The following is a 12,853-nucleotide window of genomic DNA, read 5'->3' as shown; positions in this document are numbered from 1 at the left end:
CGTTCCTCAAAACGGTTTTGCGATCATCAGCCAGAGAATCAGCATCGTGGCGCCAAAGCCGGGAAAGCCGAATGCGAACCAGCGGCGGAACAGAACAAAATAGCGCTCCGGAAGCGCGCCACGCTGCTCGGCGGCCTTACGCGCGAGGTCGCGCATCTCGATCTGCATGAAGATCACGGGGATCCAGAACAAGCCAGCAATTGCATAGAGCGCAAGGGAGGCGAGCAGCCAGCGCTCGGCGACCGACGTTGCCGAGAGCATCATCAGCAGGCCGCCCGTGACCGGCTGGAGGATCACGGCGGACAATGTGAAGATCGCGTCGGCGATCACGACTACCGAAGCGGTGCGCGCGATGAACGCCACGTCGTTCGTGCGATGTGCCATCAGCATGAAGAAGGCAATACCGGTTCCGGTGCCGAGGATGACGATAGCTCCGAGCACATGCAGATATTTGATGAGGAAATACAGCGTCATGGCTTCTTGGTCACCACGGGCTTGGGCAGGTTCAACCCACGCGCAAGCTCGGCACTCGCGGCTTTGACGCCGGCCTCGGTTTCGATCATCCAGTGGCCCTCGCTACCGACGGCCGGCGTCGTGCGGAAGTCGACCTTGCCACCGCCACCGCGAAACGCATCGACCAACGCAAGCGAAAATGCCGGTGCAAAGTAGCTGTCATTGGCGGCAACGAGCCACGTGATGGGGATGCGCGCGGCCTTGCCGAATTCAGCCGCCGCGGCGAGAAGCGTATGCGGCGCGCAGATCCGGTTCGGCTCGTCGTTGGCATGGCCGCCGCGGCCCGGCGCAATGGCGATGATGGCGGAGATCGCCTTCGGATCGGCATTCGCGAGCGCCAGCGCGCCCCAACCGCCGGCGGAATGTCCGATCACGATCGCGGCGTCGTTGCGGATAAAATCCTGCTTTCGCACATAGTCCAGCGCGAGCGCGATTTCGTCGGCCGTTGCGCGGCCCGAGCGCACATAGTCCGCCTCGTCGCAGCCACCCTGGTCCTCGACATAACGGCCGCCTGTTACGCCATGGCCGAGCCGTTCCGGCACCAGCACGGCGAAGCCGCGCGCGATGAGGAACGCAGCGAGCGCGCGGTATTCCGGCTGAGACATTTGCGCGCGCCGCAACCCATTTTGCGTCGAAGCATGCGCGATCACCGCAAGCCGGAACGGGCCGGCACCCGGCGGGCGAAACAGCAAGGCATGAGCGGCGATGTCGGTATCCGGCGACGGCACGCGCCATTGCTGACGGCGAAACGGATCGTCCTCCGCTCCGGACGAACCAAAAATGACCTGAGCGCACACAGGCCGCGCAGTCAGCAAGGCCAACAGAGCCAGGAGCACGAGAATGTTGAGGAGCCGCATGAATGGCCGGAGGCGAGAACAGCGACAGTTAGACTAGTAGGAACGAATCAATATCGGCAGACTTTCTGCGTTGCCATTGCCGTTCATTCGTTGCCGCAAAGCAGTTTTGCACCGACGCAGAGCACCCCGGTGCCGTTCGAATCGGCGTCTTGTCTTTTTTCGGTACAACATGGTTCAAATACTGATGCAGAAAGTCCACAGGTTAACCGATAATTAAGGATAGGTCTTGCCGCCGGCGCGGCGACTTGGTTTGATCACGTCCATGAGCACAACCCTGATCGAGGTCCGGCCGGCCAAAGCCGCAGATGCAACTGCGGTGGCGTCCACCCATGACGAAGCCTGGCGCTCCGCCTATCAGGGCATCATTCCCGGCGCCGAACTGGAAAAGCTGATCAACCGCCGCGGTCCGCAATGGTGGGACAGCGCGATCCGCAAGGGCAGCCGCGTCAGCGTGCTGGTGTTCGGCGACAAGATCGCGGGCTACGCCAATTACGGCCGCAACCGCGCCCGCAGCCTGCATTTCGACGGCGAGGTCTACGAGCTCTATCTGCGTCCCGAATTCCAGGGGCTGGGCTTCGGCCGCCGCCTGTTCACCGCGGCTCGCCGCGACCTGATGCAGAGCGGCCTGAAGAGCATGGTGGTGTGGGCGCTCTCGGACAACGATCCGGCCACCGAGTTCTACCGCGCCTTGGGCGGCCGCATGGTGGCACGCTCCTCGGAGCGTTTCGGGCCGAAGTCGCTCGACAAGGTTGCCTTCGCTTGGACCAATTGAGCTGCTGAAGTCCGGCCGGCAGCATTTCCCTTCCGTCGATACCGCTGCCTTTTGAGCCGGTGATCGCCGGATGCATTATTTCACAAAAACGCGATGGATCAGCGGGCCAAGCCCGCGTATGACAGCGCCAAAATCGCTGCCGGGTGCGATTTAACCTCGGCAACAACGGAGCCTTGAATGCGTATCGATGCGATCTCGATCGGGAAAAACGTCCCCCACGACATCAACGTCATCATCGAAGTCCCCGTGGGCGGCGAACCGATCAAATACGAGATGGACAAGGAAGCCGGCACGCTGGTGGTCGACCGCTTCCTCTACACTCCGATGCGTTACCCCGGAAACTACGGCTTCATCCCGCACACGCTGTCCGATGACGGCGATCCCTGCGACGTCCTCATCATCAACACCCGCGCCATTATCCCAGGCGCGGTCATGAGCGTGCGCCCGGTCGGCGTGCTGTTCATGGAAGACGAAGCCGGTGGCGACGAGAAGATCTTGGCGGTGCCCTCGTCCAAGCTCACCCAGCGCTACGACAAGGTGAAATCGTATTCCGACCTGCCGGACATCACGCTCCAGCAGATCCAGCACTTCTTCGAGCACTACAAGGATCTCGAACCCGGCAAGTGGGTGAAGATCCTGCGCTGGGGCGGCCCCGAGGATGCGCACAAGCTGATCCTCGAAGGCATCGATCGCGAGAAGAAGAAGAACGGGTAGGTCTTGTGTCCCGGACGCGGCGCGGCATGAAATGACGCGACGCTGAGCCGGGATCATGGCGCCACCGTACTGGGCCCCGGCTCAGCATCGCACTGCGCTGCGTCCGGGACACGAGAGTGGCGTTACACCGCCGGCTTCGGCAGCCCTGCAATCGCGCAGGCCGCGCGCAACGTGTTCACGAGCAGGCAGGCGACTGTCAACTGACCGACGCCGCCAGGCACCGGCGTGATCGCGCCAGCCACTGCGAGCGCTTCCTGATAGGCAACGTCGCCGACGAGACGCGTCCTTCCGTCGTCCTTCGGGATCCGGTTGATGCCGACGTCGATCACGGTCGCCCCCGGCTTCAGCCAGTCGCCGCGCACCATCTCGGACTTTCCGACCGCGGCGTAGACGAGGTCTGCGCGCTTGACGAGCCCGGGCAGGTCGCGCGAGCGCGAATGCGCGATGGTCACCGTGGCGTTCTCGTTCAGCAACAGCTGCACCAGCGGGCGGCCGACGAGGTTGGATCGGCCGATGACGATGGCGTTCATGCCTTCGAGCGAAGCATGCACGCTCTTGGTCAAAATGATGCAGCCGAGCGGCGTGCAGGGCGACAGCGCCTCGAAACCGCCGGCGAGGCGGCCGGCATTGTTCGGATGCAGCCCATCGACATCCTTGGCGGGATCGATGGCATTGACGACGGCCTCGGTGTTGAGGCCCTTGGGCAGCGGCAATTGCACCAGAATACCGTGCACGGCGGGATCGCGGTTGAGTTTTGCGACCAGCGCCAGGAGATCTGCTTGCGAGACGTCGGCCGGCAGCTTGTGCTCGAACGAGGCCATGCCGGCGGCCTGGGTCTGGGTATGTTTCGAGCGGACATAGACCTCGCTCGCCGGGTCGCTTCCGACCAGGACCACCGCAAGGCCCGGTACCAGATTGTGCTCGCGTTTGACGCGTGCGACCTCGTCCGCGACGCGGGCGCGAAGTTCCGCGGCGATGACTTTTCCGTCGATGATCTTGGCGGTCATGTCAGTTCCCTCAGTCCGTCGATTTGGCTGATGCGAGCTGGCGCAGGGCTTCGCCGAGCCGCGCCGGATCGCCGTCGACCGAGATCTGCTTTAGCCGCGAGGTCGCTCCCGACAGGAGTTTGACGCTGGCCTTGGGCACGCCCAGCGATTTCGCCAGCAGCACCAGAACGGCCTTGTTGGCCTCGCCGCCATCGGCGATGGCGCGCACCCGCACCTTGAGCACGCTGCGGCCATCGGAGAGCTGCTCGATCCCGTCGATGTCGTCGCGGCCGCCGCGCGGCGTCACCCGCAGCGCGATGCTGATTCCTGCGGCCCCGTAACGCCAAGGTTCCTTGATGACAAGGTTCTTTGGCAATCCAGGGCGCTCCAGCCTGCTTAGATCACGTTCGGGTAGATGTAATACAGGATCACCCGCTCGATGAACATGATGAGCAGGATCAGGATGATCGGCGAGATGTCGAGGCCGCCGAGGCTGGGCAGGAAATTGCGAATCGGCGCCAGGACCGGCTCCGTGATTCGGTACAGGAACTCCGCCACCGCCGACACGAACTGGTTGCGGGTATTTACGACGTTGAAGGCGATCAGCCAGGACAGGATCGCGGACGCGATCAGCAGCCAGACGTAGAGGTCGAGCACGATGATGACGATGTCGAGAACGGCACGCATGGCTTTTAAAAACTCTGGCTTCGGTCGGGATTGACGCCTTTTGCTAGATATCGGTTCCCCCCGGCCCAAACAAGGGAAGTCGGTGCCGGGATGGCTAAAACCGGGTTACAGCCGTCCTTGACTTGACCTTGGCGGGGACTTAAATGGCGCCCGGTTGTCGGCCGCATTGACCAGAGCGGCCTACAAAAGGGGCCATAGCTCAGCTGGGAGAGCGCGTCGTTCGCAATGACGAGGTCGGCGGTTCGATCCCGCCTGGCTCCACCAGCCTTCGCTCGCTTCGCGAGCTACGGCTCGGCAAGCCCGGAAGGTCTCTGGCAGCGAAGTAAGCGAAGGCTGCCGCGGCGCAGCCCGAAGGGCGAAGCCGGGCTCCATCCGCCCCCCTACTTCCCCGTAAATCTCGGCGGCCGCTTCTCCATGAAGCTTGCGACCCCCTCCCGGAAATCGCTGCCGTTCAGCGCCACCATCATGTCCCGGTTGGCCGCGATCGTCGCCTCCGCCAGCGTCTGGAACGGCACCTCGTAGAGCTGCCGCTTGATCACGGCCATCGCGCTCGGCGAGACGAAATCGGCGAGGTCGCGCGCATAGGCATAGGTCTCCTCGCGGAGTTTTTCCGGCGAGCAGAGCCGGTTGACCAGCCCGATCCGCAGCGCCTCGTCACTCGAAACGCGCCGCGCCGAGAGCAACAGATCCATCGCGTTGGCGTGGCCCACGATTCGCGGCAGCATCCAGCTGATGCCGTGCTCTGCGATCAATCCGCGCCGCGCGAAGGCTGTCGTGAACACCGTGTTGTCGACGGCAAAGCGCAGGTCGCAATAGAGCGCGTGGACGAGGCCGATGCCGGCGGTCGCGCCGTTGAGCATGGCGATGACGGGCTTTCCGATCGACGGATAGAAGCCATAGCGCGTCTGCCAGTCGGGCCGCCGGTTCATGTCGAAGGGCGGCAGGTTCGACGCGCGCCTGACATCATCGGGATCGAGCCCCTTCAATGCGTCCATGTCGGCACCGGCGCAGAAGGCGCGGCCCGCGCCGGTGATCACGATGACGCGGACATTGTCATCGGCGCTCGATGCTTCCATCGCATGGCGCACGTCGCGCTCCATGATCGGCGTCCACGCATTCATGCGGTCGGGGCGGTTGAGCGTGATGGTCGCGACCTTGTCGCTGACCTCATAGAGAATGTGCTCGTAGGCCATGGCGCTCTCCCTTTGCTTGCCGGCACGCGTTCGCGCGCGCTCGTTGACAATGAGCCTAGCATACAAACGGATGAGAAGAGCTTGCGCTAAGGCGCGATCACTCGGCTGCTTGCGCCAGAACCGGTCGGCGCGTCAGCCAGCCGTCGATGAAGTGATCGAGCCAGGCGCGTTCGGCGGCATCGTAGACGGCACGATCCGCGAAATGATGATGCCGCTGCCGCGCGCCGGGCGCGCTGAGGCCGTCATAGCCGCGCGTGGTCCAACGATGCATCATCGCGTAGGTCACGTCAGGATGAAACTGCACGCCGAAAGCGTTGCCGGTGCGGAACGCCTGCACCGGAAAATCATCGCCTTCCGCAAGCAGTTCAGTGCCGACCGGCAACTCGAAACCTTCGCGATGCCAGTGATAGACCCGCGCCGGCCAATTCGGGCAGAGCCGGTGTCCCGCTTCTGTCGGGCGGATCGGGTAGTAGCCGATCTGGGTCAGCGCATCGGCATGCGGCGCAACGCGAGCTCCTAACTGCTTCGCCAGCATCTGCGCGCCGAGGCAGATGCCGAGGAACGGCCGCTGTTCGCGGAGCGGAATTTCGATCCAGTCGATCTCGCGGCGGATGTAGTCGTCCGGATCGTTGGCGCTCATGGGACCGCCGAAGACCACCGCGCCGGCATGCTGGTCGAGGGTCTCGGGCAGCGGATCGCCGAAGCGGGGACGGCGGATGTCGAGGCGATGGCCGAGCGCGCGCAGCGCATTGCCGACGCGGCCGGGTGTCGAGGATTCCTGATGCAGGATGATCAGAACCGGCAACCGGGTTTCGGAGGCGGCGACGTTCGGCGTCCTTCTGGGGAAGGGCACCACTTCTGCGCCACCAAACCTGTTCGTCCGGAACGACATGGTCTCTGCGAGTGCTATCGGTTCAGACCGCCAGCATAACTAAGCGATCGTTAATTTCGTGTGAGTTTGCGCACACACACGCCCGATAGAAAGCAAGCTCCGGGCCACGACCGACCGAGAGCTCTCTTTAGTGTCTTTGCCTCTGAAACCGGCTGGTAGCCGACAGGATGAAGCCGCGCGGGAAGAAGCGCAGCGCAAATGGCACGATCTTGATGCCCAGACCAGGGAGCACTGCCCGCTTGTTGGCCATCAGGCCGCGATAGGCCTGCCGTGCGACATCGGCGGCAGGAACATTGAGAAGGGCCGTATCATGGCCGAACCCAACGCCGGCGCGCGCCTGGAATTCGGTGGGCACCGGGCCCGGGCAAAGGACGGTGACGCGAACGCCGTGCGGTGCAAGCTCCGCCCGCAAGGCCTCGGTGAAGGAAAGGACATAGGCCTTGGACGCGTAGTAGACGGCCATGCCGGGTCCGGGCAGAAAGCCGGCGACCGATCCGACGTTGAGAAGACCGCCCTTGTTCTTGATCAGCTGATCGGCAAAGCGCAGCGACAGATCCGTCAGGGCCCGGACATTGACATCGACGATGCCGAGCTGCTCGACGCGGTCGCGCTCGATTGCGTCACCGAATACGCCGAAGCCGGCATTGTTGACGAGATTGTCGAGCTCGACGCCTTCAGCGGCAAGTGCGGCCGCGATCTTCTCGCCGGCATCCGCGTCCTCGAGATCGCAGGCGATCACGATCGGCTTCTTGCCGCCCTTGGCGGCGAGCTCGTTCGCGAGCGCCTCGAGCCGGTCCACGCGACGCGCCGTCAGCGCAAGACGATGTCCGTTCGCGGCGAACACACGCGCCAGCTCCGTGCCGATGCCCGCCGAGGCACCGGTGATCAACGTTACCCGCTCAGTCACGATCGAGATCTCTTCAATTGAAGTTTTTTGGCCCCGCAATGCTGGAACGAGAGCATAGGCCGAGCGCGACAGGCAAGCGGCGCTGGCAGCATGGCCACTTGAGCCGGTGACAGGGGCGCAAAACCCCGGGATTTTACGGACGAATCCGGAGTCGAGACGGCCGGGGGCTACATTAAAGTTTCGTCATGTGTCGCCACAACCGCCAATTGGTTGTGCTGGCGAGATTACCCACCGAGTGCGCTGTCCTTGACCTGACCACCGGCACGATCTGCGACCGCGTGCTTCAGGTCGATCCGGTCGCGCTGGGCGATCCCGAGCAGGTCGGAGGCGCGCCAGACCACATTATCCTCGAACTCGGTGACCTGGCCGTCGGCGTAGACCAGCTCCCACATCATCTGGACGACCCGCTTGCGGCCCTCTTCGTCGAGCGAGCGCATCATGATGCTGGTGAAGTGATAGAGGTCGACCGCCTCGCCCTCGACCTCCGTCGCATCCGCGATCAGACGATCGGCAGTGCCGCGATCGAGCCCGAAGTGGCTTTCGATCAGGCTATGCAATTTGCGCTGCTCGGCAGCCGTCGGCTGGCCGTCCAGCGAGATCACGTGAACCAGCAGCGCGGTCGCCGCCAGCCGGTAGTCACTGTCACCGAATGCGCGGTCCTGGGCATGGGGAGCAACAATGTCGGCGATGAATTGGCGCAGGCCGTCGAGCATAAGGTCCTACCGAATCGATGAAGCCGCGGAGCGCGGCCGCTACCAGCATTATATGAGCAGGAAACTCAACCGGCGCAACGTGCGTCAGTTCCGCGCGACGCATTACGTTTCGGCAATCTGGAGCGTTTGCCGGGCTGACGACAGAGGTTTGGCGCAAATTGCCTCCACAACGTCATTGCGAGCGCAGCGAAGCAATCCAGGATCTTTCCGCGATGACAGTCTGGATTGCTTCGTCGCAAGTGCTCCTCGCAATGACGCAGACCATGGTGACCGCCGCCCCTCACGGTATCTCGTACACCACCATCTTGTCGGCGATGCCGCGCAGTGCGGCCTGCTTCTGGATCGGCCTGATCTCGCGCTGCTTGAGGACTTCGGCGACCGCCGGTGCATCCAGCACCGGGCCGGTGATGTGGATCTCCTGCGCGGTCGAGAGGCTCTGCACGCGGGCGGCGATGTTGACGGTCTGGCCGAAATAATCCTGCCGCTCGTTCAGCATCACCGCGAGACACGGACCCTCGTGGATGCCGATCTTGACGATCAGATCGGCAGTGCCGCGCTTTTTGTTGAGCTCGTCCATCGCCGCGCGCATCCGCAAACCCGCTGCGATCGCATGCTCGGGACGGACGAAGGTCGCCATCACGGCGTCGCCGATGGTCTTCACCACCGCGCCTTTCTCGGAGGAGATGATCTCGAGCAGCGCATGGAAATGCGCGCGCACGAGGTCGAAGGCGGCGAGATCGCCGACACGCTCATAGAGCGCGGTCGAGCCCTTCAGATCGGTGAACAGGAAGGTCAGCGAGGTGATCTGGAGCCGCTGGTCGAGACTGAGATTGTCCGCCTTGAAGACGTCGCGAAACGTCTGGTTCGACAGCATCCGCTTGGCGGTAAGAAACGGTTTGCGCTTGCCGATGAGGTGATGGAGTGCCTCGGCCGCGATGAACACCGACGGCAGCACGCGCACGCCGGCCTGGTTTTCCAGCGACAGCCGCAGCGGGCCCGGCCGCATGGTCGTGGTTCCCGTCGGCGCCTGCACCTTGTTGTACATGATGGCGAGCTGCTGACGGTCCTTGGTCGGCTCGCCCTGCACGTCGATGAAATGGGCGGCGTGCGTCACCGGTTCGAAGATGATGATGAAATCGTTCGGCAGTTGCAGCGACATGGTCGCCTTCTCGCCCGCCGGCAGCTCCATCGTATCCAGCGTCACCTCGTTGGCGAGCGTCGCAAACGATTCCTTGTTGAAGTCGACGCCGGAGCTCCAGAACACCTGCTTGAAATACTCCCACACCGGCAGCGTATCGGGATCATGCGCCGCAATGCGCCGGACACGTGAATTGACGGTGAAGGAGACTTCGACCTGATCGTCGACCGAGGTCTTGTAGCCGCAGGCGCAGAGCGCGCAGTGATACTCATCTGGCTTGAGCGCCTTGAGGGTCGAATGCGCGCCCAGCACGCCGCCGCAGCCCGGGCACAACACGTTCCAACCGAGATCGAACAGGCCGAGCCGCGCCGAATGCAGGAACGCCGAGATCACGCGCTCTTCGTCGAGATTGTGCTCTCTGGAGAAGTCCAGGACATTGACGCGGTTGAGCTCATGATCCTCACCGTCTTCGATGAGGCGCGTGATCGCGTCGACCACTTTCGCATCGGCGGTCTGCTTCAGAACGGAAAACTGGGCCTGGATGTCGCTCATGGCGTAACTCTATCTGGTGTGGATCACGCCGTCGGCCAGGCGAATGCCTGTCACCGACGCGTGATGCGGAACAGCGGTGAACGGTCCGGCTGGGTCGTGACGACGCCGAGCGGAATGACAGGGCTGGTATCGGCAAGCTCGACACGGAACGCGCCGATCAGCCGGGCCAGCGCCAGCACGGATTCGGCTTGCGCGAATGGTGCGCCGATGCACACGCGCGGACCCGCGCCAAAGGGCAGATAGGCAAACCGATCGGGCGCTTCCGTCGACATGAAGCGTTTTGGAATGAAAGCGTTCGGCTGATCCCACAGCTTCTCGTGCCGGTGCAGCAGCCACGGCGCGATCATGATGATGTCGCCCTTGCCGATCTCGACGCCGGCCGCGTTGTCCTTCTCGCGCGCGGCCCGGGCGATCAGGAAGGCCGGCGGATAAAGCCGCATTGTTTCTTCGATCGCGGCCCGAGTGAACTTCTGGCGATCGATGTCGGCCATGCTGTCGAGGTGTTCGCCACGGGTCTCGGAGGCGATTTCTTCCTGCGTGTCCGGGTCGAGCGCGAGCAGATAGAGCGCCCAGAATAGCGCGGTCGCCGTGGTCTCGTGGCCCGCGAGGATCATGGTCGCGACTTCGTCGACGAGTTGCTCGTCCGAAAAGCCCTTGCCGGTCTCAGGATCGCGCGCCTCGTCCATGAGATCGAACAGATCGCGCGGCGGCGCGCCGTCCTTTTTGCCCATCTCACGCCGCTCGGCGATCAGCATCGCGACGAATTCGGTCCAGCGCTTGCGGAAACGGGCGCGGGCAAAATCCATCGGGCTCGGCCAAGACAGGGGCAGCACCATGTCGAGCAAGTACGGCCGTCCGAGTCGGGCTCCATACTCCATGACGAAGTTGCGCAAGGTCGGACCATGACGGTCCATGCCGAACGAGAACATGGTGCGTCCGGCGATCTCCAGCGTCATCCGCTGCATGATCTCGCGCAGATCGACCGGCTCGCTCGTTTGCGCGTCGAGCTTCGCGATGGTCTCGTCGAGCACCGCCGTCATGTGCGGAACGAGATTTGCGGTCGCACGCGGCGTGAACGCCGGCGCGAGGGTGCGGCGCTGAAACGTCCACGAATGGCCTTCCGCAATCAGAAGACCGTCGCCGAGCACGGGACGAAGCATGCGGATGCCCGCCGGGGTGCGCGAATAATTCTCGTAATTGCTGAGCAGGACATGCCGGATCGCATCCGGCCGGTTCAGGATAAAACTGTTGCGGAAGAAAAAGCGGCCCTCGATGACGTCTTCCTCGTAGGCGCGCTGCCCCCAGGTCGCGATCATGTTCCGCTTGATCACGGCAAGCCGGCCGAGGAACGACATGTCGTCGGGCGCACGCGGCGGGGTCGGAGGGACGATGGGCCGACGCACGCTGGCGATGTTCATGGCTCGCTCCCGCAGAGGTGACGCAGGCAATTAGCTAATAAGTCAGCTCGGCAATCGCAATCCTGTTCTCGGAGGCAGGCCAGGCGCGTGCCACAATTCGTTCTTCGCTAAATTGGGCCACGATGTTACGCCCGACCTCGCCGGCCGAAAGGCGCAGTGTTGCTGTCGAATCCGTGGGCACACCCGATTTGACGTCCGACGGCTCCTTGCCGTCGAGCAGCACCACGTCCCGCGGCAGGCCGAAATAACCGCGCGGGCGCGACATGATCACGACAGCCCCGGCGTCCTTGTCCGCGGGCCCGAGCGGACGCGCAGCGCGCAGGTGAACGACGTCGGACGAGCGCGGGAAGGGCGAGCGGTAGATGTGCGTCGTCGGCGCATCCGGCGCTGCGAGGGCAAATTCGAGCGACCAGGAAGGTTCGACCTGCGCCGGTCCCCAGCGGCCGTCGGCGCCGGTCTTCGCGCTGTACACGGCGCTACCCTTGCGCTCCCCGGTTTCAGGATCGACGCGAAAGACATCGACGGTTGCACCCGCCACCGGGCGATTGGTCGACACGCCGCCCGGTGTGCCCGTCACGAGGCCGCTCAGCCTGACGCTCTGCTCCGGCGCGATCGCGATGCGCGCGGGCTCGCGGCCGGCGATGAACTTATAGATCTCGCGGAAGGCCCGGGGGTGAAACGCCACCTCGCGATGATCGAGGGCGCCGAGCACGAGGTTGGTGGCCCCCTTCAACTCCGGACCTTCGACGCTGACGCCGGTTGGCGTACCGGGCTTGCCGATGAAACGGCCATCGGCCTGCGCGTATTTGTCCATGCCGTCACTGCGCAAGGTGAGGAAGGCAACACCCGGTGTCACTTCGCTCTCGCCATCGTTCAGGCTGCGCAGGAACGCGCCGCGACCGTTGAACTCGCTGTTGGGCTGGTCGTCGGTCGCGAACACGCCGTGATTGGGCGTGCCGCACAGCACGGCATGGCTGACATCGCCGGCGCCGCCGTTCTTGATCGCGTTTCGGATCGCGTAGCCGCCGCGCGAGCTGCCGACCAGTGCCACGCGGGCCGCGCCGGTGCGGCGCTTCAGTTCGGCTATGGCGGCGGCGAGCTCGCGGCGCTGGTCCTCGGTCGAGGAGCGGCCTGCCTGTTCGACCTTGTCGTCACTTCGTGCATTGGGATCGGTGAAATTGATCGCCGCCATGCGGTCGCGCGCGATACCGTTGGATTCCATCCGCCACAAGGTCGTCATCCAGAGCGCGTCGTAGTCGCCATTGCCCTGCACGAACAGGGTCGGAGGCACCTCGCCCGGCCCGGCAGGTGAAGGCTGAGCCAATGCGCCCGTCCGCAGGCTCGCAACTGCGAAGGGCAAGCTGCCGGCCCCTTGCAAGATCATCCGTCGTGACAGCTTCATCTGTTCCTCCCCGGCAAAACCATCTCTTTGCACCGCTTATACCGGCCTAACCACTGGACAGCGAAGGACTTTCGCAGGCATCACTGAACTTGCCGGAATCGCCCGAAGA

14 protein-coding genes and 1 tRNA gene are annotated in these 12,853 nt (G+C 63.8%); 3 read left to right on the top strand and 12 right to left on the bottom strand.

The window, feature by feature from the left end; genetic code table 11:
- Positions 1-6: 6 nt before the first annotated feature.
- Complete coding sequence (locus IVB41_RS09325; protein ID WP_027566326.1) at positions 7-474, bottom strand: DUF2269 domain-containing protein; 468 nt, start codon at positions 472-474, stop codon at positions 7-9.
- Positions 471-1,370 carry a dienelactone hydrolase family protein gene (locus IVB41_RS09320; RefSeq protein ID WP_247430107.1) on the bottom strand — a complete coding sequence of 300 codons (900 nt, stop codon included), beginning with the start codon at positions 1,368-1,370 and terminating at the stop codon, positions 471-473. Before IVB41_RS09320 ends, IVB41_RS09325 begins: the two co-directional genes overlap by 4 nt.
- A gap of 262 nt (positions 1,371-1,632) precedes the next feature.
- On the opposite strand from IVB41_RS09320, the gene IVB41_RS09315 reads away from it, so the two are divergent.
- Both IVB41_RS09315 and ppa read left to right on the top strand, forming a co-directional pair.
- A complete protein-coding gene (locus IVB41_RS09315) occupies positions 1,633-2,142 on the top strand; it encodes a GNAT family N-acetyltransferase (RefSeq protein ID WP_007598725.1) in 510 nt (169 codons plus the stop codon).
- A 177-nt stretch (positions 2,143-2,319) separates the two neighbouring features.
- Positions 2,320-2,856: an inorganic diphosphatase gene (gene ppa / locus IVB41_RS09310; protein ID WP_027566324.1), complete on the top strand. Its 537-nt coding sequence runs from the start codon at positions 2,320-2,322 to the stop codon at positions 2,854-2,856.
- Between the two features lie 122 nt (positions 2,857-2,978).
- Here the strand turns inward: ppa and IVB41_RS09305 are convergent, their stop codons facing one another.
- From IVB41_RS09305 to IVB41_RS09295, 3 genes are read right to left on the bottom strand one after another with little or no spacing between them, the layout of a single operon-like run.
- The gene (locus IVB41_RS09305; RefSeq protein WP_247430103.1) at positions 2,979-3,863 is read right to left on the bottom strand and encodes a bifunctional methylenetetrahydrofolate dehydrogenase/methenyltetrahydrofolate cyclohydrolase; all 885 of its coding nucleotides are present in this window, start codon (positions 3,861-3,863) and stop codon (positions 2,979-2,981) included.
- 10 nt (positions 3,864-3,873) lie between these two features.
- Positions 3,874-4,218, bottom strand: a complete 345-nt coding sequence (locus IVB41_RS09300) for a DUF167 domain-containing protein (protein WP_247430100.1) — start codon at positions 4,216-4,218, stop codon at positions 3,874-3,876.
- A gap of 20 nt (positions 4,219-4,238) precedes the next feature.
- Complete coding sequence (locus IVB41_RS09295; RefSeq protein WP_007598721.1) at positions 4,239-4,529, bottom strand: YggT family protein; 291 nt, start codon at positions 4,527-4,529, stop codon at positions 4,239-4,241.
- Between the two features lie 188 nt (positions 4,530-4,717).
- Between IVB41_RS09295 and IVB41_RS09290 the strand changes: the two genes are divergently transcribed.
- Positions 4,718-4,793, top strand: a tRNA-Ala gene (locus IVB41_RS09290).
- Positions 4,794-4,909: 116 nt separating this feature from the next.
- Here IVB41_RS09290 and IVB41_RS09285 read toward each other — a convergent pair.
- From IVB41_RS09285 to IVB41_RS09255, 7 genes are all read right to left on the bottom strand, one after another.
- The gene (locus tag IVB41_RS09285; RefSeq protein ID WP_027566321.1) at positions 4,910-5,722 is read right to left on the bottom strand and encodes an enoyl-CoA hydratase; all 813 of its coding nucleotides are present in this window, start codon (positions 5,720-5,722) and stop codon (positions 4,910-4,912) included.
- A 97-nt stretch (positions 5,723-5,819) separates the two neighbouring features.
- Positions 5,820-6,614: a glutamine amidotransferase gene (locus IVB41_RS09280; protein WP_247430097.1), complete on the bottom strand. Its 795-nt coding sequence runs from the start codon at positions 6,612-6,614 to the stop codon at positions 5,820-5,822.
- Positions 6,615-6,741: 127 nt separating this feature from the next.
- Entirely contained in the window at positions 6,742-7,521 is a 780-nt protein-coding gene (locus IVB41_RS09275) for an SDR family oxidoreductase (RefSeq protein WP_247430094.1), read from the bottom strand.
- Positions 7,522-7,745: 224 nt separating this feature from the next.
- On the bottom strand, positions 7,746-8,234 hold the full coding sequence (locus tag IVB41_RS09270; RefSeq protein WP_027566318.1) for a TerB family tellurite resistance protein: 489 nt from the start codon (positions 8,232-8,234) through the stop codon (positions 7,746-7,748).
- Positions 8,235-8,514: 280 nt separating this feature from the next.
- Entirely contained in the window at positions 8,515-9,924 is a 1,410-nt protein-coding gene (locus IVB41_RS09265) for an adenylate/guanylate cyclase domain-containing protein (protein ID WP_247357308.1), read from the bottom strand.
- 50 nt (positions 9,925-9,974) lie between these two features.
- Entirely contained in the window at positions 9,975-11,342 is a 1,368-nt protein-coding gene (locus IVB41_RS09260) for a cytochrome P450 (protein ID WP_247430091.1), read from the bottom strand.
- A 34-nt stretch (positions 11,343-11,376) separates the two neighbouring features.
- Positions 11,377-12,744: a hydrolase gene (locus tag IVB41_RS09255; protein WP_247430088.1), complete on the bottom strand. Its 1,368-nt coding sequence runs from the start codon at positions 12,742-12,744 to the stop codon at positions 11,377-11,379.
- Positions 12,745-12,853 lie beyond the last annotated feature (109 nt).

Origin of the sequence: Bradyrhizobium sp. 44, assembly GCF_023073095.1 — a bacterium.
GTDB lineage: Bacteria > Pseudomonadota > Alphaproteobacteria > Rhizobiales > Xanthobacteraceae > Bradyrhizobium.
The sequence above is the reverse complement of the archived record's forward strand: the minus strand, read 5'-3'. Positions and strand labels throughout refer to the sequence as shown.

What these genes read in the sequence shown, in the direction of transcription:
- IVB41_RS09325 (WP_027566326.1), bottom strand. Translation starts at nt 474, where the DNA reads ATGACGCTGTATTTCCTCATCAAATATCTGCATGTGCTCGGAGCTATC.
- IVB41_RS09320 (WP_247430107.1), bottom strand. Translation starts at nt 1,370, where the DNA reads ATGCGGCTCCTCAACATTCTCGTGCTCCTGGCTCTGTTGGCCTTGCTG.
- IVB41_RS09315 (WP_007598725.1), top strand. Translation starts at nt 1,633, where the DNA reads ATGAGCACAACCCTGATCGAGGTCCGGCCGGCCAAAGCCGCAGATGCA.
- ppa (WP_027566324.1), top strand. Translation starts at nt 2,320, where the DNA reads ATGCGTATCGATGCGATCTCGATCGGGAAAAACGTCCCCCACGACATC.
- IVB41_RS09305 (WP_247430103.1), bottom strand. Translation starts at nt 3,863, where the DNA reads ATGACCGCCAAGATCATCGACGGAAAAGTCATCGCCGCGGAACTTCGC.
- IVB41_RS09295 (WP_007598721.1), bottom strand. Translation starts at nt 4,529, where the DNA reads ATGCGTGCCGTTCTCGACATCGTCATCATCGTGCTCGACCTCTACGTC.
- IVB41_RS09285 (WP_027566321.1), bottom strand. Translation starts at nt 5,722, where the DNA reads ATGGCCTACGAGCACATTCTCTATGAGGTCAGCGACAAGGTCGCGACC.
- IVB41_RS09280 (WP_247430097.1), bottom strand. Translation starts at nt 6,614, where the DNA reads ATGTCGTTCCGGACGAACAGGTTTGGTGGCGCAGAAGTGGTGCCCTTC.
- IVB41_RS09270 (WP_027566318.1), bottom strand. Translation starts at nt 8,234, where the DNA reads ATGCTCGACGGCCTGCGCCAATTCATCGCCGACATTGTTGCTCCCCAT.
- IVB41_RS09265 (WP_247357308.1), bottom strand. Translation starts at nt 9,924, where the DNA reads ATGAGCGACATCCAGGCCCAGTTTTCCGTTCTGAAGCAGACCGCCGAT.
- IVB41_RS09260 (WP_247430091.1), bottom strand. Translation starts at nt 11,342, where the DNA reads ATGAACATCGCCAGCGTGCGTCGGCCCATCGTCCCTCCGACCCCGCCG.
- IVB41_RS09255 (WP_247430088.1), bottom strand. Translation starts at nt 12,744, where the DNA reads ATGAAGCTGTCACGACGGATGATCTTGCAAGGGGCCGGCAGCTTGCCC.